The following is a 21,276-nucleotide window of genomic DNA, read 5'->3' as shown; positions in this document are numbered from 1 at the left end:
GATCACGCCCATTTTCTCAATTGCCTGTGAAAACAGGCGGAGCAGGAAGAAATCCATTTCTTCCTCGTCTCTTGCTAGAAACGCTGTTCACGTGATTGTAATGAAACAGCTTTTTCACGTCTTAAGCTTTCACGCTTTTGTTGCTCCCATAATGCTTCCTGTTTTTTACCTTCCAATATTTCATCCAAAGCAAAAATTGTAGAAAAGATATCGAGTACCTCTTCTCCTTTCTTTTGGACGGTCAACTCCTTCAGTTGTACGATTGGATCATGCAGCAATTGAGAAATAATTCCACGTGTATGCTTGCGAATAATATGCATTTCCTTCTCATTTAAATGAGGCAACTTGTTTTCAATTTTGCGGATTGCTTCTCCATGAATGGAAAATGCTTTTTCACGCAATGCCGCAATCAAAGGCACAACGCCCAGCGTCTGTTTCCAGTTAATGAACTCCTGCTTTTCTTCCTCAATCATAAGTTCAATACGCTCTGCTTCTTTGGAGCGTTCAGCTAGATTGCTCTGAACAATGCCCTCCAGATCATCTATGTCATACAGGAATACATTTTCTAGCCCATGAATATCAGGATCAAGATCACGCGGCACGGCGATATCAATCATAAACAATGGCTTATGAGGACGCTGCTTCATAATCGGCTTTAATTGTGCTTTTGTTAACACAAAACCGGTTGCTCCCGTCGAACTGATGACGATGTCTGCTTTAGCCAGCTTCTGGGGCAGATCCTCCATGGTACAGGCTTCACCGCGGAACTGTTCCGCTAAGGTCTGTGCACGTTCCAGCGTACGGTTTGCTACTGTCACATGCGCCACTCCGTTTGCGTGCAAATGCTTAGCTGTTAACAAGCTCATTTTACCTGCACCTAAGATCAGTACATGCTTATCAGCAAAGCTTCCAAAAATCTTTTTGCCCAGTTCAATCGCGGCATAGCTGATAGATACAGCATTTTGGCCTACAGAAGTCTCAGTATGAGCCCGTTTTGCAAGGGTTACAGCCTGTTTAAACAGTGTATTAAAAATGGTTCCAGTAGTCTCATGTTGTTGTGCTAGGAGAAAAGCGTTGCGAATTTGACCAATAATCTGTGTCTCTCCCATTACCATGGAATCGAGTCCACAGGTTACACGGTATAAGTGCTCAATCGCTTCGTCATTTTCCTTTACGTACATATAATCGAGAAGCGACTCTTTCTCTACGCCAAACCATTCTGCAAGAAAATTCCGTGTATAAAATCTACCGGTATGCAACTGATCGCAAACCACATAGATTTCAGTACGGTTACAGGTTCCTACAATGATACATTCTAGAATGCTTTTGGTATGAGATAGAATATGAAGTGCTCTCGGCGTGCTGTCGTCATTAAACGTGAATTTTTCACGAATTTCGACAGGCGCTGTCTTATAATTTAGGCCGAGCAGTAAGATTTCCATAGCCTTCCTCCCGTGTCATTCAAATACGGATTTTAGCTTCTTTATTATAACATTATGTCCGTAAGCAAGTAGTTTAAAATGTGAAATTTTCATTAAAGTTATCCAAAAAACCTTGTCAAATGTGCTATTCACTGGTTCGACAAATTACTTTCAGGATTTCACATCTTTTTCCACAAATTAACATTTGTTCATCTTGTTAATTTTATCCAGATTTTCACTATCTTAGTTTGTCTCGTTTTTACTTATTCATGCTTCTTTCGGAACTATCAAAAAACTCCTTCCTTCCCTGTTTATCTACTCTTATAATGAGTACTATAGCTCGGAATCGGCCAACATATTTTCTAGAAACGAGGTAGTAGGGTGAAAAAAGCATTGATGGTTGACTGTTTATTGTTATGTATCGTTTTTATCTGGGGAGCAACCTTTGTGGTCGTTCAGAATGCGGTTCACATGCTTCCTCCCAATACGTTTAATGCGATCCGTTTTTTTAGCGCTTCGTTATTCTTGTCCCTTATCTACTTTATTCGAAATCCAAGGGCTTGGCAAACCTGTAACTTTTCTTTGGTACGCAGCGGTGTATTTCTAGGCTTTTGGCTGTTTGTCAGCTATGCAACTCAAACAGTAGGACTCTTGTATACCTCACCATCAAAGGCAGGATTTATTACAGGTCTGTCGGTTGTGCTTGTGCCCTTACTCTCGATTGTTGTACTTACGCATAAAGTGAAAGCCTCTACCTTTATCGGCGTCTGCATGGCCGTAATTGGACTTTACTTATTAACAATGAATGGAACTCTTTCTCTTACATTTGGCGATTTTTTAGTGCTTTGCTGTGCGATTTGCTTTGCCATGCAGATTGTGTTGACCGGTCGATATTCTCCTCGGTTTCCTACGATGCCCTTAGTGATCATTCAATTGTTCACTGTCTCTTTTTTCAGTATGTGCTACGCCCTTCTCTTAGAGGATTGGCAAGCGATATATGACCCTCTCATCATAGGACACCCTGAGGTTCTATGGGCTCTATTTATCACGGCAATTCCAGCTACTGCCCTCGCATTCTTAGTGCAAACCTCTTTTCAAAAGGACACCTCTCCAACGCACGTGGCACTGATCTTTGCCTTAGAACCAGTCTTTGCAGCCTTCACCTCCTATCTATGGATTCACGAGCTGTTGACGATGAAACAATTGATCGGCTGTGCTTTTATCCTAAGTGGTATGCTGTTTTCTGAACTGCCTATTCTATTCTGGCTACGCAATCTAAAAGCCAAAATATCTGCTTAGCCTTCTACAGTCTTATCTCTATAGAGTTAGCTTTTGTACGTAAAAAATCAAACAGACATCTTCCTTGCGAATAGAAAGGTGCCTGTTTGATTTTGCTTTCAACTCTATACACGACGTTTCCAAGTTCGATAATTTCGCACTTCCAAGCTAAGCGCCTCTACCATTAACCGCATGACATTGCTACTTACCTTCTCAGGAAGCTTTTCCGCTTGCCGTAATCTTCGCCTCATTCGTAAAAAGTAGAAGATTGCCCGAATCGTTTGTCCCTTCCGACCAGCATCAATTAAACGTGTTGCCGTTTTGCCTAATTTAGCCCAGTATGCATACTTTTTCAGCCAGCCTTTTATTTCTTTATATAACCTTTCATTTTGCATACCGTTCAATAGGTGCCTTGCAGAGCTCTCCATTTCAGAAAAGGTATGCTCTAGGATTTCCACAGCCTTCTGTTGATCGCCGTGAAAAAAGTGGTAGCGAAATTGATGTAATTTTTCCAATAGCTGCGGCGCTTCTTCGTCACACAAAAACGATGCGCGCACATGATCGGCAAACAAAAGAAAGGCATCAAAATCTTCAGACCCCGCTATCTCTTTCACTGCACGTTGGAAGGCTTCTTCAGGATCATAGGAATCAGGATGGGTTAAATATTCGCCGATCGTCATGATAGGAATCTTGGAGCTTTCCGGATATTCCATTGCATTAGCTACATACCCCGTAGCAAAACGGAACAGAGTAGCATCCCTATTTTGCAAAGGACCAATGTGCAGCTCGCTCGACATTGCCAGATCATTAACTGGATAATTATCCCAATAAAGCGGGTAGTGTCGTGTTTGTTCAAAAAAGTATTGGGAGTCTGCTTCCGTTAGATAAGGAGAACAGACAAACCTCCCCGTCCAAAACAGATCGATTTCTGTTGGTAAATGCTGTCCCAGATAGGTAATATACGCCTCATCACCTCTACCATGATAAACCGTAGGGCATACCACGAGATGGATATCATCCTTACTAGTCTCTTTTAGCTTGTTCCAGACCAAAAGAGTAACCTGCACATGCGCCTCTGCTAAATGAATGAATGCCTCTTGATCACTTTTGTGCATTAATTCCTGTGGAATATCATCAAACAACAGAGCAAATTTCGTCACACCGCAGGCAAGGAGGTTCTCGTACTTTTCTATCAATCTATCTACGTGCTTCGAGTTGGCATACTGCATACTCATTCCCGGACTGAGACAATAATAAAAGGCACATCCCACCGAATGTGCCTCTGAAATCAGCTCCGAAATGAGACGCATTTGGGCGGGAGAATGATGCATCTGCCAATCATCTCGCAGGATCGCATCATCTTTGGGCGCATAAAAATAGGCATTAAAGCCATGCTGACTGATAAAGTGTAGCATATCAATCCGCTCCTCATGCGACCACGGCTTACCGTAAAATCCTTCAATAAGTCCCCGTAATGCAAATCCTTGTGAAGACATCCTTTCTCCTCCTCGGGAAGCTGTTTGTCTATCTAAGCTGCTGGTGTCTTTCTAACGTAGCCTGATTTAGTTACTCGTTACCTTCCAGTATATGAGCAGATTCTTCCGGCGATTCCTGCTTGCCTTTTAACCTGCGTAAAATTTCTCCCCATAATTCATCTCTGCCTTGTCCCATTTCTGTAGAGAAAACAATGAGAGCATCCGTTGACTGGAAATTCAAAGTTTGACGAATAACTTTTAAATGCTGTAGCCATCTTCCGCGAGAAATCTTATCGCCTTTCGTTGCTACCACGATAGTAGGGATTCCAAGCTCCTTGCAATATTCATACATGCTAACGTCCTCTTTGGAGGGAGCATGGCGAATATCCACTAGCTGAACAACAAATTTAAGCTCTTCTCGCTTGCTCAGGTAAGCATCAATCATACCGCCCCAGGTCGACTTAATGGACTTGGAAACCTTCGCATATCCATAGCCTGGAAAATCCACAAAGTACATTTGATTATTCACTTTAAAATAGTTAAGTGTTTGCGTTTTTCCGGGACGCGAGCTTGTCCGAGCAATTGCTTTACGACTTAACATTTTATTGATTAAAGATGATTTCCCCACATTGGAACGACCCACCAGAGCAATCTCTGGCAGGCGATCCTTTGGGTATTGTTGAGGCCCTACGGCACTAATAATAAATTCTGCTGAAGTAATCTTCATTTCTTTTTCACCATTTTCCCTTGCACAAAAGCATATTTAATCACGTCATCCATCTGTTCTACCGGATGGAACGTCATATCATTTTTCACACTTTCTGGAATATCTTCTAAGTCTTTCTCGTTTTCAATTGGCAAGATAATGGTAGTTAGGCCGGCACGATGGGCAGACAGTACCTTTTCCTTCAAACCGCCAATCGGCAATACACGACCACGTAATGTAATCTCACCCGTCATACCCACTTCTTTACGCACAGGAATATTTGTCAAAGCAGATAACAAGGCCGTTGCCATTGTAATTCCTGCGGAAGGACCATCCTTTGGAATTGCTCCTTCTGGCACGTGAATATGAATATCATTTTTCTCTAGGAATTCCTGAGTAATATCCCATTGACCAGCACGAGAACGAATATAGCTGAGGGCAGCTTGAGCTGACTCCTTCATCACGTCACCTAGTTGACCAGTTAATGTGAGAGTACCTTTACCAGGATAAACACTTACTTCAACATTTAAGGTATCTCCTCCCACCTGAGTCCATGCTAATCCTGTAACAGAACCCACCTGGTCTTCTTTCTCTGCTAGACCATAGCGGAATCGCGGTTTACCTAGCAGGTTCTCCAAGGTCTTAGGTGTCACAACTACGCGTTTCTTTTCCCCACTGACAATGATTTTTGCAGCTTTACGGCACAGATTCGCTGCTTCACGGTTCAGGTTACGTACCCCTGCTTCTCGTGTATACTGACGAATCACCTTCATCATGGCTTCATCGGCCACTTGGAGCTTCTCTTTTGTGATACCATGGGACTTTATATTTTTAGGAAGGAGATAATCCTGCATAATATGGAATTTCTCTAGCTCGGTATAGCCGGAAATTTCGATCGTCTCCATCCGATCAAGCAATGGTCTTGGTATGGTATGAAGCGTATTTGCCGTTGTTAAGAAGATAACGTTGGACAAATCATAAACTTCTTCTACATAATGATCACTAAATTTTTCGTTCTGATTTGGATCAAGCACTTCTAATAAGGCTGACGCTGGATCTCCGCGGAAATCACTCGCAAGCTTATCGATCTCATCAAGCAGAATAACAGGATTAACAGTACCTGCTTGGCGCATGGATTGAATGATTCGGCCTGGCATCGCTCCTACATAGGTGCGACGATGTCCACGAATTTCTGCTTCATCACGCACACCACCAAGCGAGATACGGATAAACTTCCGTCCCATCGCTCTTGCAATAGATCTACCCAAGGAGGTCTTACCTACACCTGGAGGGCCTACAAGGCATAGAATCGGTCCTTTTAAATCACTTACTAATTTTTGTACAGCAAGATACTCTAGAATGCGCTCTTTTGGTTTTTCAAGGCCATAGTGGTCTTCATTTAAAATCGATTCTGCATGGGCAATATCTAGATTATCCTCTGTCTTTTTCGTCCATGGCAAGGAGAGTAATGTATCAATATAAGTGCGAACCACGCTGCTTTCTGCAGAAGTAGCTGGCATCTTATCTAGGCGATCGAGTTCTTTCTCCAGCTTAACCTTGATACGCTCTGGGGCGTCGGATTGGAGCAATTGCTCACGTAAATCATCCATTTCCCCATTTCGCCCGTCACGATCACCTAGCTCCTTTTGTATGGCCTTCATCTGTTCGCGCAGGTAATATTCTTTTTGCGTTTTTTCCATTTGCTTTTTAACGCGCTGACCAATACGTCGTTCTAGCTCCAGTACTTCTCGTTCGTTATTTAAGATATTAAGTAAGATTTCTAGACGACGATGCACATCTACTGCTTCTAATACGTCTTGCTTATCCTTTATTTTAAGCGGTAGATGGGATGCAATGACATCCGCCATGCGCCCCGCTTCGTCAATATCACTAACTGAGCTTAGCGTCTCAGGGGATACTTTCTTAGAAATTTTGATATATTGCTCGAACTGCTGTAAAACAGTTCGCACCATAGCTTCGATTTCATTTTCATTTTCCACGGTTTCCGGTAAATATGTAATCGAAACGTAGTAATAATCATCTTTTTGCAGATATTCGTTAATAGAGGCACGCTCTAAGCCTTCCACTAGTACACGAATTGTTCCATTAGGTAGCTTTAACATCTGCTTCACTCGTGCAACTGTACCTACCGAATAAATTTGTTCTGCATCCGGTTCCTCCACCTGCACATCCTCTTGCGTTGATAGCAGAATATAATTATCATCTACCATCGCTCTTTCAAGAGCCCTTACGGATTTCTCACGTCCTACATCCAAATGCAACACCATGCTTGGGTAAACCAATAAACCACGAAGCGGAAGCAGTGGTATTTCACGGGATCCTGTATGTTCACTCATGACCAAGCACCTCCCATTTCTAAGGCCACGATATCTCTCTTTTATAATGTCTGAAAGACGGTATCGTCTCATTGTATCGCAAAATGATACCCAATGTCTAATGACCACATGCATTTGCTTATATTACATGCTGTTCATTTCGACATTTGTAACACACATACGATGATGAAGCCGTTTTTATTATACCCAAAAATTCCTAATCTTTCATAGAAGCTTCTGCTTCTTCGTACACTTTGATTAAAAAAATATGGGATAGAGATAGGCCCCGCCTAACCATATAGGAACGGAGCCTATGTGTAAAACAAATGAATCTATCCTCTTATGCTATAACGGTAAAGTGCCTGGCTGAATGCCCTCCACTTGTACAGGTACACTAAACGGCGGCAAGTACGTGTCTTCGGTCTGGTCTGTTTCGTCAATTTGAGTTAAAACACCTTGGTCTACAAATGACATTTGGATTGCTTCCTCTACATAATGGATTGCGATTACTTCAATACCTTCTATATCCGCAAAGATCGTCTGCCAATTCTCCGCTGGAATGAAAACACGTTTAGCCCCTGCTTGACGAGCTGCTTCTACTTTAGCAACCACTCCGCCAACTGGCTTTACCTTACCATGGATACTAACCTCGCCTGTAACGGCCAATAAATTATCAATAAGTCTTTCTTTGATAGCCGAATAGATTGCGATTGCAATTGTTAAGCCTGCGGAAGGGCCATCCACGGGCACACCACCGGGAAAATTAATGTGTAAATCATAGTCATATGGCTGAATGCCTAGGCGGTGAAGAACAGTTAATACATTATCAATGGAGCCTTTCGCCATAGATTTACGGCGAATGGTTCGGCTCGGACCCCCTAACTCCTCTTCCTCCACTAAACCAGTCAGAGTAAGTTTGCCTGCACCTTTAATAGGGGCTAATGAGGCCGTTACCTCCACTTCCATCACGGTGCCCATGTTAGGACCATAAACAGCCAGCCCGTTGATGACGCCAATTTGAGCTTGCTCATGTACTTGTTTTTCTTGACGAGGTGATTTTTGACTGCTATGTACCACCCATTCCACATCCTGAGTAGTTACGATCTCACGTCCTTCTGTCATGCATATTCCTGCAGCTATCTGTAATGTATTAATGGCTTCACGTCCATTGGTTGCATAACGCTCTATCACTGCAATCGCGTCATTCTCCACCTGAATTTGCATTTTTTTCATGGCCTTAGAAACAATACTTCCAATCTCATTAGGCTGTAGAGGACGGAAAAATATCTCTAAACACCGCGAGCGTAAAGCGGGGGGAATTTCTTCAGGTGTACGTGTTGTAGCTCCGACTAAACGAAAATCAGCCGGCAGTCCATATTGAAAAATCTCATGGATATGGGCAGGTATCTGAGTGTTCTCTTCGCTGTAATAAGCGCTCTCCAGCATTACTTTTCGGTCTTCCAACACTTTTAGCAGTTTATTCATCTGTACTGTATGTAGCTCGCCTATTTCATCTAGAAATAAAATCCCTCCATGTGCCTTGGTAACGGCACCTGGCTTGGGTTGTGGGATACCAGCTTGCCCCATAGAGCCCGCTCCTTGATAAATTGGATCATGCACGGAACCAATTAGCGGATCAGCAATGCCGCGTTCATCAAACCTAGCAATAGTTGCATCAATTTCCACAAATTTAGCATCCTGCTTAAAGGGGGAAAGCGAGCTTTTTTTGGCAGCTTCCAGCACGACACGGGCAGCAGCTGTCTTCCCTACCCCTGGGGGTCCATAAATAATAACATGCTGCGGGTTAGGCCCACATAACGCTGCTCGTAATGCTTTTAACCCGTCCTGCTGTCCAACGATATCTTCTAGCTTACTAGGTCGTGTTTTCTCAGATAATGGCTCAGTCAATGCGACCATTTTCATTTTACGTAAATGATCTACCTCTTTACGGGATTCTTTTTCCGTTGAAACCTTTGTTGTTCTTTGCATCTTTAACAGATTAAAAAAGTAGATGCCTATAATGATCCCAACGACAAGCTCAATAGCCCCTACTATGACTGTTGTATATTCCAATTCTATACCCTCCCAAGTAATGCTGGTAATACCTCCAAAACGATATAAAAGTAGTATTACCTAGTGCATGGGAGAGTAAACAGGATCATTACACAACCTTTTGGGTATCATGTAAGCTCTTATGGATCGAGCACCTCAATTTTTCATCTACATCCTTACATCCCTACATCCGTCGAAATCTGGATCACTACCAGCCCTTAGCATAGAGTACACTTATTCTTTGACACAAAAAAAGGCGCTTGTTCCGAAGAACGAAGCACCTTTTTCTTATCATTTTCACCAAACAGGTGTTAGCCTGCTTGATCGAGAGTTTTTACGCTGATTGGATGATGTCGCCTTCTTTATTCTTAAGTTGTGGCTTTACCTTTTCGGTAACCACTTCCTCCGTAATTAGGCACTTCTCCACGTCCTCACGCGAAGGAAGCTCATACATCATATCCAGCATGATTTGTTCAATAATTGCACGTAGACCACGAGCACCAGTGTTACGCTTAATTGCTTCTTTTGCAATTTGAGTCAAAGCGCCTTCTGTAAACTCAAGCTCTACTCCATCTAGACTAAGTAGCTTTTGGTATTGTTTGATCAAAGCATTTTTTGGCTCTGTCAAAATTCGTACCAATGTCTCTTCGTCTAATGGCTCAAGTGTTGCATGTACCGGCAATCGACCTACAAATTCCGGTATCAAACCGAATTTGAGCAGGTCCTCAGGCAATACGTATTTTAGGTATTCGCCTTGTTTTAAGTCGGATTTAACACCTTCCACCATTTCAGAACCAAAACCGATTACTTTTTTACCAATACGGCGCTTGATAATTTGCTCGATGCCGTCAAATGCACCACCGCAAATGAACAAGATATTGGAGGTATCGATTTGGATAAATTCCTGATGGGGATGCTTGCGTCCACCTTGAGGTGGCACACTCGCTACTGTACCCTCTAGAATTTTCAACAATGCTTGTTGTACACCCTCACCTGATACATCGCGTGTGATAGAAGGGTTCTCGGATTTACGAGCAACTTTGTCAATCTCGTCAATATAGATAATACCCTTCTCCGCTTTTTCTACATCATAATCAGCAGCTTGGATAAGCTTCAGCAAGATATTTTCAACATCTTCCCCAACATATCCAGCTTCAGTTAGCGATGTAGCATCAGCGATCGCAAACGGTACATTTAGGATGCGGGCTAGCGTTTGAGCTAACAACGTTTTACCGCTACCTGTTGGTCCAATTAGTACGATATTGGATTTGGATAATTCCACATCCTCAATCTTCGCACCTGAATTGATTCGTTTGTAATGATTATATACAGCAACAGCCAAGGATTTCTTAGCTTGATTTTGTCCAATAACATAATCATCTAGGATATTACGGATTTCCAATGGTTTTGGAATTTCCTTCATATCGATATCTTCATCGGTCCCTAGTTCTTCTTGTACGATCTCATTGCAAAGCTCAATGCACTCATCACAAATGTAAACACCTGGACCAGCTACAAGCTTGCGAACCTGCTCTTGAGACTTTCCGCAGAAAGAGCACTTTAATTGACCTTTATCGTCATTAAACTTGAACATGTTTTTCACCTCACGTCGATGATTTTTTCAGCCAAGCACAGGATGGCCCCTTAACGGCGTTCGATCACACTGTCAATTAACCCGTAGTTTTTCGCTTCCTCAGCAGACATGAAGTTATCGCGATCTGTATCGCGGTCAATCACTTCATAAGGTTGACCTGTTCTTTCTGCCAAAATCTCATTTAATTGACGCTTTGTTTTGATAATCCAGTCAGCGTGAATACGAATATCCTCCGCTTGACCACGAACACCACCCAGCGGTTGATGAATCATCACTTCACTGTTTGGTAATGCAAAACGCTTACCTTTCGCGCCTGCAGCCAAAAGTACCGCACCCATGCTGGCCGCCATGCCGATGCAAATCGTGGAAACGTCCGATTTGATAAATTGCATGGTGTCATAAATCGCCATGCCTGCGGTTACAGAACCGCCTGGAGAATTTATGTATAGGCTAATGTCTTTTCCTGGCTCTTCAGATTCAAGGAATAACAATTGCGCTACTACTGCATTTGCTATTTCATCATCAATCTCACTGCCCAGGAATATGATACGGTCTTTTAACAGACGAGAATAAATATCGTACGCACGTTCTCCGCGGTTAGTTTGCTCTACGACCATAGGGATCAGCATAAGGGATGGCCTCCTTCACTAATTTCTGCTCTCTTTATCTGAGAAAACAAGGCACGAAAAAACGTTCGTGCCTTGCGCCCATATCTAAGGTTATGCAGTTTATTTGCTTTCTGCAACCAACAAATCTACAACTTTACGAGTCAAGATTTCGCGGAACAAACCAGCAAGCCCGTCTTGTGCAGCAAAGATTTTCTTAAGTTCGTCAGCAGGACGACCATACATCTTCGCATATTGCTCAAGCTCTTGATCCACATCTTCTTCTTTTGTTTCAAGGTTTTCTGTTTTCGCAATCGCTTCAAGAACCAATGCTGTGCGAACACGCAACACTGCATCTTTACGCATTTGATCGCGAAGAGCAGATTCGTCTGTACCAGAGAATTGGTAGTACAATTCTAGGTTCATACCTTGCATTTGTAGGCGTTGCTCAAATTCTTTAACCATTTGATCAAGCTCTGACTCTACCATAACATCTGGAATATCGATCTCAGCGTTCTCCGTAGCTTTTAGAACCAATTGCTCGCGGATGTAGTTTTTCTTTTCCGCTTCAGCTTTTTCTTCTAATTTAGCTTTTAGATCAGCTTTGTATTCTTCCAAAGTGTCAAATTCGCTTACATCTTTTGCGAACTCATCATCCAACTCAGGTAGGTTTTTACGTTTTAAGCTGTTCAATTTCACTTTGAACATAGCTTCTTTACCTGCAAGGTTTGGAGAGTGGTATTCTTCAGGGAAAGTAACCGTGATTTCTTTTTCTTCCCCGATTTTCATACCTACTACTTGCTCTTCAAAACCAGCGATGAATGTGCCAGTTCCAAGTTCCAAAGCGTAGTCTTCTGCTTTACCGCCTTCGAATGCAACTCCATCTTGGAATCCTTCGAAATCGATATTTGCAGAGTCGCCGTTTTCAGCTGGGCCTTCTTCAACTGTTACCAATTCAGCGTGACGAGTTTGCATACCTTTTAGTTCTTCTGCAACTTGTTCTTCGCCTACAGTAAAATCTTTCTCTTCTACAGAAAGACCTTTGTAATCGCCTAGTTTTACTTCAGGCTTTACAGTAACAGTTGCTTTGAACACCAATTTTTGACCAGCTTCCATTTGTTCTACGTCAACTTCTGGACGATCAACAGGCTCGATACCTGTTTCACGAACAGCTTGTCCGTATGCCTGTGGAAGAATGATGTCCAATGCATCTTGGTACAAAGACTCAACGCCGAAGCGATTTTCGAACATTTTGCGAGGCACTTTACCTTTACGGAATCCAGGTACGTTTACTTTTTTTACTACCTTTTTAAATGCTTCATCCAGAGCAAGGTTTACTTGATCGGCATCAACCTCTACCGTCAAAACCCCCTGGTTATTCTCTAACTTTTCCCATTTTGCTACCACTTAAACTTCCCCTCCTAGATTAAATCCAGAAAACATTGCCTCACCCACACAGAAACAATCTATGTCATTAAGAAGCAATTTACCTGCCATTATAACCATTTCAGTATATCACATAACAAATAAATTTCAAGAAATCACCGTCGTACCAAAAATTGACCACCACGTTCAGAAATTTCTTGTCCTTGTCGATCGTAGAAGCGCACCTGTACCTTAATATGGAGATCATCAGTACCTATTTGTTCCAGAACAGCGTATGTAGGAGTTCTAAAACCGCGCGGCATCATCAAACTGCCCGGGTTAATGAACAAAATATCTCTCTCGACTTCACATACTGGAAAATGAGAATGTCCAAACAACACAACGTTCGCTCCAACTTCTTCGGCACGATAGTGCAACTTCATAAGTGAGCTTTTAACATCGTACAAATGTCCATGTGTTTGGTAAATGATTAAATCTTTCCAGCGTGTAACCCGATCTTTAGCAACTGGCTCAAAATCACAGTTTCCTTGTACAAGTTGCATTTTTGAAAATGGCGCTTGCTTCTGGTCGACACAGAAGTCTCCACAATGCAAAATGAAATCTGCTGGGTGACGATCCACTACTTCTTGTACCTCTTTGATTTGCCCATGTGTATCGCTGATGATGAGAATGCTCACGCCTATCTCCCCTTCAGTTTTTCTAGCAAATCCTTCATCGCCATGGCGCGATGACTAATCGTGTTCTTCTGTTCTGGAGATAACTCAGCCATGGTGCATATTTGACTTGGTACAAAAAAGACTGGATCATAACCAAAGCCGTTGGAACCAGATGGAGCGTGTGCGATAGCACCTTCGCAAGCCCCTGTCGCAATCACGGGCTCTTGTCCCGGTTCAACATAAGCGAGTGTACAACGGAATCGGGCTGTTCGCTCCTTCATCGGAACATCTGCCAGTTTGGTTAATAGTTTTTGATAGTTTTCTTCATCTGTAGCCTGTTCTCCTGCAAACCGTGCAGAATAAACTCCTGGAGCACCACGTAAAGCATCCACCTCTAAACCAGAGTCATCGCCGATTGCCGGTAGTCCTAACACCTCTGAGATTGTTTTTGCTTTTTTGAGTGCATTGGCTTCAAAGGTTTCTCCATCTTCTTCCACCTCGGGTGCATCTGGAAATTCAGAAACACTGACTGCCTCCAGATTCAATACTTCAAACAATTTATTGAATTCGCGAACTTTTCCTTGATTTCTAGTGGCTAATACCACTTTTTTCTTTGCTGTTTGTTCACTCATGCTTGTCCCTCGCTTTCGTGATAAAAGCTACTTTACAATCCAATTTCTGTATTGCTTATGTATTACCCCACATTATAACGCAAGCATTGTAAAAATTCACCTTTCCTATGTAACCATGGTAAATCTTAGACGCAGTTATCCTTTTTGATGTTTCATCCATGCTGTATTTTTACGTACATATCATGATAAAACCCGAACAACAGACATGTGAAGATGTCCGCTTTCGGGTTTTACCACCTATGTAGGCCTATTGAGAGCTAGACAGTTACGCTTTACTATGAAGCTTCACTTCTCCTAGCACTTCTTTTTGTAGTTCGATGAGGTCTTGAATCCCTTTTTGTCCCAATGCCAGTAATTGCATTAGCTCCTCCGTGCTGAAAGGAGATTCTTCCCCCGTTCCTTGCAGCTCTACATATTTACCGGCGCCTGTCATAATAACATTCATATCAACAATTGCGGAAGAATCCTCTTTATAATTCAGGTCCAATACTGGTACTCCCTCTACTACACCTACGGAAGTAGCAGCTAAGAAATCCGTGATCGGTAATTCCTTCCAAGTACCAGTCGTTACTAATGTATTCATAGCATCCACCATCGCTACGAATGCACCCGTAATAGACGCAGTACGTGTACCTCCATCTGCTTGAATAACGTCACAATCCAACCAAATTGTGCGCTCTCCCATCGCCTCTAATTTTACAACCGAGCGTAGGGCGCGGCCAATCAGACGTTGAATCTCCATCGTACGTCCTCCGACCTTGCCTCTGGAGGATTCCCGGGCATTTCGTGTTTCTGTGGCACGCGGCAGCATAGAGTATTCAGCTGTAATCCAGCCTTTTCCACCGTTCCGCATAAACGGAGGTACTTTTTCTTCTAACGTCGCTGTACAAATTACCTTGGTATCGCCTACTTCAATCAAGCAAGAACCCTCTGCATGCTTAATGTAATTGCGGGTAATTTTAACGGGACGCAATTGATCGCTCGAACGTCCATCCAATCTCATAAAAGACCTCCTACATATTTTCAAATTCGTTATTATGTCGCTGTGCTTGTTTACTATTGTCTGTGGAATGGTAACGTTTAATCACAAAGCCTTCAACTAGTATACCAAGGCACACCATGAACTGCTAGTTTTTCAACCTGATTCTTGCAAGGACGTGTTCATTTTATCAGAAAACACCGCGAATCATACTAAATAACCACCCCTGAAGGCTGTAGACCATATAGACATGTACTATAAATAAACATCCACGCCCCTAGACGTGGATGTTAGCTTACAATTCAAAGGCATTAATTTGAAGCGGTCTTGATACAGGCTGGTCAAATTTCATTGAACCTGCTTGCGTTAACGGTTTTCCCTCTACCTGAACCTGCACCTTCTTTATATCAGTATTCTCTGTTAAGGACAGCACGAGTGATTCCATCGCTTCAGGGTTTGCTTCCTTTCCCTTATCATACTTTAAAATATCGTTGCTTAAATTAACAACCACCGTATCTTTTTGTTGCTCAACGCCAAGTACCTTTGTAGTTCGCAGTAAGGAGCTAAATAATGGTGAGCCTTCTTTCGGCCCTTTTATCAGCTCTTCCACAACCGCTTTCGACATATCCTGCGTCTCTGGAATCAAGCGTGTCACCGGTACAAAATAGGTTCGTTTATCATCTAGCTGACTTTGAAAATAAATCGTTACCGCAGAAGTTCTGCCAGGATGCGCCCCTTCAACCAGTTCCGTATTAATGCCCTGTTGACGGTTTAACAATGAGATTGGTGTGCCGTTTGCCGGCATCTCGCTTAACGGTTGCCCGTTTACCCAAATCGCAATGTCCTTCACCGTATCAAATTCTGTCATAGAACGAGTAATTGCATCGAGAATTTTTTGTTCGTCGACCGCTTTATAATTTTTAAACTCAGATGAGAATTCTATTGTTGCTTTTCCTTCTTTAATAGACATCCCTAGAATTTTCGTGCCTTCGGGTAACAGAGCCTCAAATCCCTGCGGCTTCAGCGTCTCCACAGGACCTCCCTTTACCATATAGCTTAGCACTTGTTTAGCGGGTCCTTCTGCTTTGGGTAAAATCAAGGAGACTGGGACGACAAAACCATTGGTATCTTGCAGATAAACAGTACGCTTTGTCGTTTGGGTAACCGCTCCCTGCGTCTCTTCTCCCGTCTGTTCTTCCGTTATCTGTAATGGATTAGGATCTGCACCTGTAATGGATGGAGTCTGTATAGGGACACTCGTTTCTTTTGATGGACCAAACAGCCCACATCCTGTCATGAGTATCGCACTTAGCCCAACAACCGCTGTCATTTTACCGATAGGTCTTTTTTTCATCCCATATCCTCCTCGTTGACACTTTGTACTACCATGTATACGAGCAGGGCTTGGGTTTATTCCTCTAGAGTAAAAGAAATCTCCAGCAAGCCATCTTAGACTGTCCTCTCTTTAGAAGCCATGTTTATACTCATGATAATAATCGCAGCAAGTGACAGGATAACAGCCACTGCAAATGGAGCTTGTGGAGCTAGCGTGTGACCAATTACTCCTGATAATAAGGGAGCTAGCGCTGCTCCTAGCCAGCGTACAAAGTTATACACGCCAGAAGTAATTGCTCGTTCATATGGAGAGATTTCCATAACATAGCTTGAATATAGAGCATTATTTAACCCAAGTACTAGGCCTGAGACGATAATCAGTATTATTTTAGCCGTACTGCTAGGAATAGCAAATAAACCGAGTAAAATAACCACTAAAGCAAGTAATCCATAGCGTATCAACATTTTATAAGGAAGTCGCGCTTCTAGCTTATGGGAAAGAACCGCCGATCCATAAGCCAGCATTAATCCCCATCCAAAGAACACAAAACCTAATTGGATAGCAGTTAAGTGTAAGACGAGTGGCGAGTATGCCAAAATAACAAAGAAACAATAATAATACAACATGCCAGACAAAGCACCTTGCATAAATGGTTTGTAGGTTAAGAGACTGAGAAGTTCTTTTAGACCCGCTGTTTGGCGTTCTTGTTTTTTGGATGGTTCATGAACAAAGAAAATGACAAGAAGCAATGCACAAAAAATAAAGAAAGAAGTAGCGAAAAAAGGATAATTCCATGCAAATCCACCTAAAAGTCCACCTACTAAGGGACCTCCTGCCATACCTAGCCCAATGGCCGCTTCATACATTCCAACTGCGCCACTAACCTCATCAGATAGGGCAATCAATAACGTCATCGCTGTGGCAAAAAACATGGAGTTTCCCAATCCCCATCCTGCGCGAAACCAAGATAATCCTACAATAGATGAGGACATAGCGCATAACAATGAAAAAACAGTAACTATTGCTAGCCCGATCATCATTAATTTTTTATCCCCTAAACGCACAGCTAAAATACCGGATGGCAGCATCATAATCGCCATGGTAAATATATAAGCAGTAAATAACATCTCTACTTGCCAATGTGTCGCATGGATTTGTTCAGCAATGACTGGAAGTATAGGATCAACTACTCCTATTCCCATAAACGCAAAAAAAGTGGCTAGCACCGTAATGATCCGTGCACGTTTTCGATTAATTGGTTTAAGCTGCATCTTTACCATACACCCCTATTTTTTTAATCCTTGTTCCTGCATTAAGTTGCATATACATCTTTCGTAAAATTTATGTTATCTACTTGTCTTTCTGCTGGAGCTTCTCTATTTTGAGAAGCATGTGCTGAAGGTCTTGACGAAAAGACTCCATACGTTTCATTTTTTCCGTTAACATATCCACCTGCGCCTCTAGTAGTGTGTGGAGTCGATCAGCATGGACTGATGCTTGCACATCTTCATTTTCATACGCTCGCTCCATCTCTTCCTTTAAACTGATAAAATGTTGAAGCTCTGTTAAAGAAAAGCCGAGTACCTCACGTGCTTCCAAAATTTTTTTGATATCACGTATATCGTCAGAGGAATACAGCCGAATTTTACCTTCTGTACGAATTGGAGGCTTAATTAAACCTATTTCCTCGTAATAACGTAATGTTCGTTTCGTTACTCCAATCTGCTTGGTTACCTCATCAATTTTAAAGAACGTCATGGTATCTCCTCCCCTCAAATAGTTTGATATACAACTATATGAACAAGTAACAATTTACGTTAACGTAAGCTTTTTGTCAAGAGAGACAGAACTTTTTTAAAAAATATCGATAAAATAAAAAGTCAGTTCTCTGTATTTCAAGAACTGACTCGTTACACGCACCGATTATCGCCTATCCAGAATTTCTAAAATAATGGGGCCACATGCTCAAGCACCTGCTGCTGTACATTCAACGGGCACTCTAGCCACTCTTCGCCAATTTGCTGGAATACCTGTTTACTGCCACTTGTATAAAACAAATGGTGCTTGGGCTCGATTTCTTGTTGCTCATTCAATAGCCCCTGCATAGACAGCATTGCACTAAGCTCACGCGCCGTTTCTTCTGCAGAATTAATCAAGGTAATGCTATCTCCCATTGCCTCCTGAATGAGTGGAGCAAGCAAAGGATAATGGGTACAGCCCAAAATCAATGTATCCAGTTCTTCATGACGGAAAGGCTCTAAGGTCTTGGTTACGATTTGTCGGGCTTCTTCTGTATGTAGGCGCTGTTGTTCAACTAATGGAACAAACGCCGGACATGCCATGCCCACTGTGTACAGCTCTGGATTAATACGACGCATCGCTTGTAGGTAAGCCCCTGTACGAATCGTCATTTCTGTACCAATAACTCCAATGCGCCCCGTACGAGATGCCGAAATGGCAGCACGTGCTCCTGGTTCAATTACACCGATAACGGGCGAATTCATTCGTTCCTTCGCTTCATGCAACACCACCGATGCAGCCGTATTACAAGCGATTACCAGCGCCTTTAGTTGAAATTGAGAAACAAATTGAATCATTTGATTCGTATATGTGCGAATTTCTTCGGAATCGCGTGAACCATATGGACAACGGGCATTGTCGCCAAAATAGACAATCTTTTCACGCGGTAATTGCCGCATTACTTCTTTTACTACGGTCAATCCACCCACTCCTGAATCTATAATCCCGATGGTTTCTTTTCCATTCATTGATGTTAGCTCCTTTGAAGTCAGAGTCCCTTTTCTACCATATGCTGTTCCCTGATCCTATGTAAAGACAAAGAGGATGAACCAGCTAAAAAATTTTGAACCTGTAGGCATTTATCATCATAAAGTATACAGCAGGAAAGTTGAAGGAGGAATTACCTTGAACCACCAAATACAGCATCTCCTAGATTGGAGCGAATGGGGTCGGCAATGGGTCGATTACCTGCGTCAAAATCCTCATTGTGCTGAGATGAAGCGGGATTTGCACAAATTCCATGTGGCCTTTAGTGAAGTAGGGCGCAAAGCCAACTATTACCAGGATAAAGAGGATCGCGAGGAACAAATTTCGAAATTAGCCTCCCAAGCTGAAGACATTCAGCGGCACTTCCATGACCTACTCCGTCTCGTCCAAAATCGAAAAACAGAGGAAGAGAACAAAGAGGAAGAAAAGCAAGCCAACTCGAACAAAAGAGGTCGCTTTCAACGGCAGCCTAGAGTAGAGCAACCCGCGCCACCAGCTATCGTTCCAGTGGTGTCAGAAGCAAATTATTCTAATACAGCCGTTCCGATTGGTGGTCATACCCTTCCACCCCTTCCCTATTCTTATGATGCCTTAGAACCATACATTGATGAAGAAACCATGCGCATTCACCATGATATACTACATCGCAATTATGTGAACAACCTAAACAAAGCTGAAAAAATGATGGCTCAAGCTCGCGAAACAGGAAATTTTGATCTGATTAAGTTCTGGGAAGGAGAGGCAGCCTTTAATGGTGCAGGGCACTACCTGCATACCATTTTTTGGTTTGTTATGCGTCCAGATGGTGGCGGTATGCCAACCGGAGAACTAGCTTCCCATATTAATAGCTATTTCGGTTCCTTTGATAAATTTAAGCAACATTTCTCACAGGCTGCTGAAAAAGTAGAAGGCGGCGGCTGGGCTATTCTTGTTTGGTCTCCGCGCTCTCACCGCTTAGAAATTTTACAAGCGGAAAAACACCAAAATTTATCGCAGTGGGATGTAGTTCCATTACTAGTCTTAGATGTATGGGAGCATGCCTACTTCCTCTCCTACCGCAGCCAAAGAGCTGATTATATCAAAGCATGGTGGAACATTGTCAACTGGGAAGAGGTAGAAAATCGCTTCCGTCAAGCAAGCCGTTTACGCTGGAAACCATTCTAAGCTGTATGGCTGTACTCTACTGTCTATGATAATACTCCCCAGTCCTTGAGAAAAACATATCAAATGCATGAGAAATATATGACATATTCAAAATAACCAGTAATATGGGGATGATTCTGCCAAGTATGCAAAAAGAGCATGCGAGTGAGGATGACCCGCTTGCTCTTTTACCATCTTTCATTTTATTCGCGTAAAATAGAGATAGATATCTGGAATCTAACATGATTCTTTGTAGAGTGGGCAAGCTCTTCCGTATTGTTTTCTATCGTTCTTTTCTCCTGAATTGGTTTTCTTTTCGTTGATTTTTAGGTTTGGAAAAAGTAAAATTTGGCAAATATAGGAGCAAACAAAAAATTTTATCCTTTGTTTTGTCCCTTTTCGAAAAAAAAGGTGATTTTTTAAGGGTTTCTCTGCTTTTTTACTGTTCTAATAAAGGATTTTTTGGTATGATGAGTAGTAGTTTTTTAAAGAAAAGAGGTAAGAAAATGAACAAGACAGAATTGATTGCAAAAGTAGCTGAAACAGCTGAATTAACAAAAAAAGATGCTGGACAAGTGGTTGACGCCGTATTCGAAGCAATCACTGGCGCACTAAAAGGTGGAGAAAAAGTTCAATTGATGGGCTTTGGTACTTTCGAAGTACGCGAACGCGCTGCTCGTAAAGGACGCAATCCTCAATCTGGCGAAGAAATCGAAATCCCAGCAAGCAAGCTACCAGCTTTCAAAGCAGGTAAAGAACTAAAAGAAGCTGTTAAGTAATCATTCTTCCTACATAAGAAGAGACAAATAAGGCTAGCAAATGACCAAAGGTTGTTTGCTAGCCTTTTTCTAATGAAATAACAATTAAATGGCTCCCTGCCGATGAAATGC

Annotated in this window: 18 protein-coding genes; 3 read left to right on the top strand and 15 right to left on the bottom strand. The window is 42.4% G+C overall.

Annotated elements, in window-relative coordinates:
* Positions 1-74: 74 nt before the first annotated feature.
* Positions 75-1,442, bottom strand: coding sequence for a glutamyl-tRNA reductase (gene hemA / locus GOP56_RS21975; RefSeq protein WP_064017819.1), 1,368 nt, complete (start codon positions 1,440-1,442; stop codon positions 75-77).
* A gap of 360 nt (positions 1,443-1,802) precedes the next feature.
* Here hemA and GOP56_RS21970 point away from each other — a divergent pair, with 360 nt between their 5' ends.
* Complete coding sequence (locus GOP56_RS21970; protein ID WP_305792559.1) at positions 1,803-2,720, top strand: DMT family transporter; 918 nt, start codon at positions 1,803-1,805, stop codon at positions 2,718-2,720.
* A gap of 104 nt (positions 2,721-2,824) precedes the next feature.
* Here GOP56_RS21970 and GOP56_RS21965 read toward each other — a convergent pair whose 3' ends face one another.
* From GOP56_RS21965 to racE, 14 genes are all read right to left on the bottom strand, one after another.
* On the bottom strand, positions 2,825-4,195 hold the full coding sequence (locus tag GOP56_RS21965; RefSeq protein WP_163246644.1) for a protein O-GlcNAcase: 1,371 nt from the start codon (positions 4,193-4,195) through the stop codon (positions 2,825-2,827).
* Between the two features lie 70 nt (positions 4,196-4,265).
* A complete protein-coding gene (gene yihA / locus GOP56_RS21960) occupies positions 4,266-4,901 on the bottom strand; it encodes a ribosome biogenesis GTP-binding protein YihA/YsxC (protein ID WP_003338860.1) in 636 nt (211 codons plus the stop codon).
* Entirely contained in the window at positions 4,898-7,237 is a 2,340-nt protein-coding gene (gene lon, locus GOP56_RS21955; protein ID WP_003334890.1) for an endopeptidase La, read from the bottom strand. The genes yihA and lon overlap by 4 nt, the downstream gene beginning before the upstream one ends.
* A gap of 324 nt (positions 7,238-7,561) precedes the next feature.
* Positions 7,562-9,289 carry an ATP-dependent protease LonB gene (gene lonB / locus GOP56_RS21950; protein ID WP_163246643.1) on the bottom strand — a complete coding sequence of 576 codons (1,728 nt, stop codon included), beginning with the start codon at positions 9,287-9,289 and terminating at the stop codon, positions 7,562-7,564.
* Between the two features lie 313 nt (positions 9,290-9,602).
* Complete coding sequence (gene clpX, locus GOP56_RS21945; protein ID WP_003334892.1) at positions 9,603-10,862, bottom strand: ATP-dependent protease ATP-binding subunit ClpX; 1,260 nt, start codon at positions 10,860-10,862, stop codon at positions 9,603-9,605.
* Between the two features lie 50 nt (positions 10,863-10,912).
* Positions 10,913-11,491 carry an ATP-dependent Clp endopeptidase proteolytic subunit ClpP gene (clpP, locus tag GOP56_RS21940; RefSeq protein ID WP_003334893.1) on the bottom strand — a complete coding sequence of 193 codons (579 nt, stop codon included), beginning with the start codon at positions 11,489-11,491 and terminating at the stop codon, positions 10,913-10,915.
* Positions 11,492-11,590: 99 nt separating this feature from the next.
* Positions 11,591-12,874, bottom strand: coding sequence for a trigger factor (gene tig, locus GOP56_RS21935; RefSeq protein ID WP_003334895.1), 1,284 nt, complete (start codon positions 12,872-12,874; stop codon positions 11,591-11,593).
* 134 nt (positions 12,875-13,008) lie between these two features.
* A complete protein-coding gene (locus GOP56_RS21930; RefSeq protein ID WP_163246642.1) occupies positions 13,009-13,530 on the bottom strand; it encodes a metallophosphoesterase family protein in 522 nt (173 codons plus the stop codon).
* Positions 13,531-13,532: 2 nt separating this feature from the next.
* Positions 13,533-14,141, bottom strand: a complete 609-nt coding sequence (locus GOP56_RS21925) for an XTP/dITP diphosphatase (protein ID WP_163246641.1) — start codon at positions 14,139-14,141, stop codon at positions 13,533-13,535.
* A 265-nt stretch (positions 14,142-14,406) separates the two neighbouring features.
* Positions 14,407-15,144, bottom strand: coding sequence for a ribonuclease PH (rph, locus tag GOP56_RS21920; RefSeq protein WP_163246640.1), 738 nt, complete (start codon positions 15,142-15,144; stop codon positions 14,407-14,409).
* Between the two features lie 271 nt (positions 15,145-15,415).
* Positions 15,416-16,474: a GerMN domain-containing protein gene (locus tag GOP56_RS21915; protein WP_163246639.1), complete on the bottom strand. Its 1,059-nt coding sequence runs from the start codon at positions 16,472-16,474 to the stop codon at positions 15,416-15,418.
* Positions 16,475-16,569: 95 nt separating this feature from the next.
* Positions 16,570-17,727, bottom strand: coding sequence for an MFS transporter (locus GOP56_RS21910; RefSeq protein ID WP_163246638.1), 1,158 nt, complete (start codon positions 17,725-17,727; stop codon positions 16,570-16,572).
* 79 nt (positions 17,728-17,806) lie between these two features.
* A complete protein-coding gene (locus GOP56_RS21905; protein WP_121473648.1) occupies positions 17,807-18,214 on the bottom strand; it encodes a MerR family transcriptional regulator in 408 nt (135 codons plus the stop codon).
* Positions 18,215-18,399: 185 nt separating this feature from the next.
* Entirely contained in the window at positions 18,400-19,224 is an 825-nt protein-coding gene (gene racE / locus GOP56_RS21900; RefSeq protein WP_096887675.1) for a glutamate racemase, read from the bottom strand.
* Between the two features lie 157 nt (positions 19,225-19,381).
* On the opposite strand from racE, the gene GOP56_RS24105 reads away from it, so the two are divergent.
* Both GOP56_RS24105 and GOP56_RS21890 read left to right on the top strand, forming a co-directional pair.
* A complete protein-coding gene (locus GOP56_RS24105; RefSeq protein WP_163246637.1) occupies positions 19,382-20,407 on the top strand; it encodes a superoxide dismutase in 1,026 nt (341 codons plus the stop codon).
* Between the two features lie 485 nt (positions 20,408-20,892).
* Positions 20,893-21,165: an HU family DNA-binding protein gene (locus GOP56_RS21890; RefSeq protein ID WP_003338869.1), complete on the top strand. Its 273-nt coding sequence runs from the start codon at positions 20,893-20,895 to the stop codon at positions 21,163-21,165.
* Positions 21,166-21,276: the final 111 nt, after the last annotated feature.

The organism is Brevibacillus sp. 7WMA2 (assembly GCF_010748895.1).
Classification (GTDB): Bacteria; Bacillota; Bacilli; order Brevibacillales; family Brevibacillaceae; genus Brevibacillus_B; species Brevibacillus_B halotolerans.
Note: the sequence above shows the minus strand (reverse complement) of the source record. Positions and strands in the feature narration are given on the sequence as shown.

Coding starts and splice junctions, on each gene's coding strand:
- lon (WP_003334890.1), bottom strand. CDS start 7,237: ATGAGTGAACATACAGGATCCCGTGAAATACCACTGCTTCCGCTTCGT.
- rph (WP_163246640.1), bottom strand. CDS start 15,144: ATGAGATTGGATGGACGTTCGAGCGATCAATTGCGTCCCGTTAAAATT.
- racE (WP_096887675.1), bottom strand. CDS start 19,224: ATGAATGGAAAAGAAACCATCGGGATTATAGATTCAGGAGTGGGTGGA.
- GOP56_RS21905 (WP_121473648.1), bottom strand. CDS start 18,214: ATGACGTTCTTTAAAATTGATGAGGTAACCAAGCAGATTGGAGTAACG.
- GOP56_RS21890 (WP_003338869.1), top strand. CDS start 20,893: ATGAACAAGACAGAATTGATTGCAAAAGTAGCTGAAACAGCTGAATTA.
- yihA (WP_003338860.1), bottom strand. CDS start 4,901: ATGAAGATTACTTCAGCAGAATTTATTATTAGTGCCGTAGGGCCTCAA.
- GOP56_RS21910 (WP_163246638.1), bottom strand. CDS start 17,727: ATGCAGCTTAAACCAATTAATCGAAAACGTGCACGGATCATTACGGTG.
- clpP (WP_003334893.1), bottom strand. CDS start 11,491: ATGCTGATCCCTATGGTCGTAGAGCAAACTAACCGCGGAGAACGTGCG.
- GOP56_RS21915 (WP_163246639.1), bottom strand. CDS start 16,474: ATGAAAAAAAGACCTATCGGTAAAATGACAGCGGTTGTTGGGCTAAGT.
- GOP56_RS21965 (WP_163246644.1), bottom strand. CDS start 4,195: ATGTCTTCACAAGGATTTGCATTACGGGGACTTATTGAAGGATTTTAC.
- GOP56_RS21925 (WP_163246641.1), bottom strand. CDS start 14,141: ATGAGTGAACAAACAGCAAAGAAAAAAGTGGTATTAGCCACTAGAAAT.
- clpX (WP_003334892.1), bottom strand. CDS start 10,862: ATGTTCAAGTTTAATGACGATAAAGGTCAATTAAAGTGCTCTTTCTGC.
- hemA (WP_064017819.1), bottom strand. CDS start 1,442: ATGGAAATCTTACTGCTCGGCCTAAATTATAAGACAGCGCCTGTCGAA.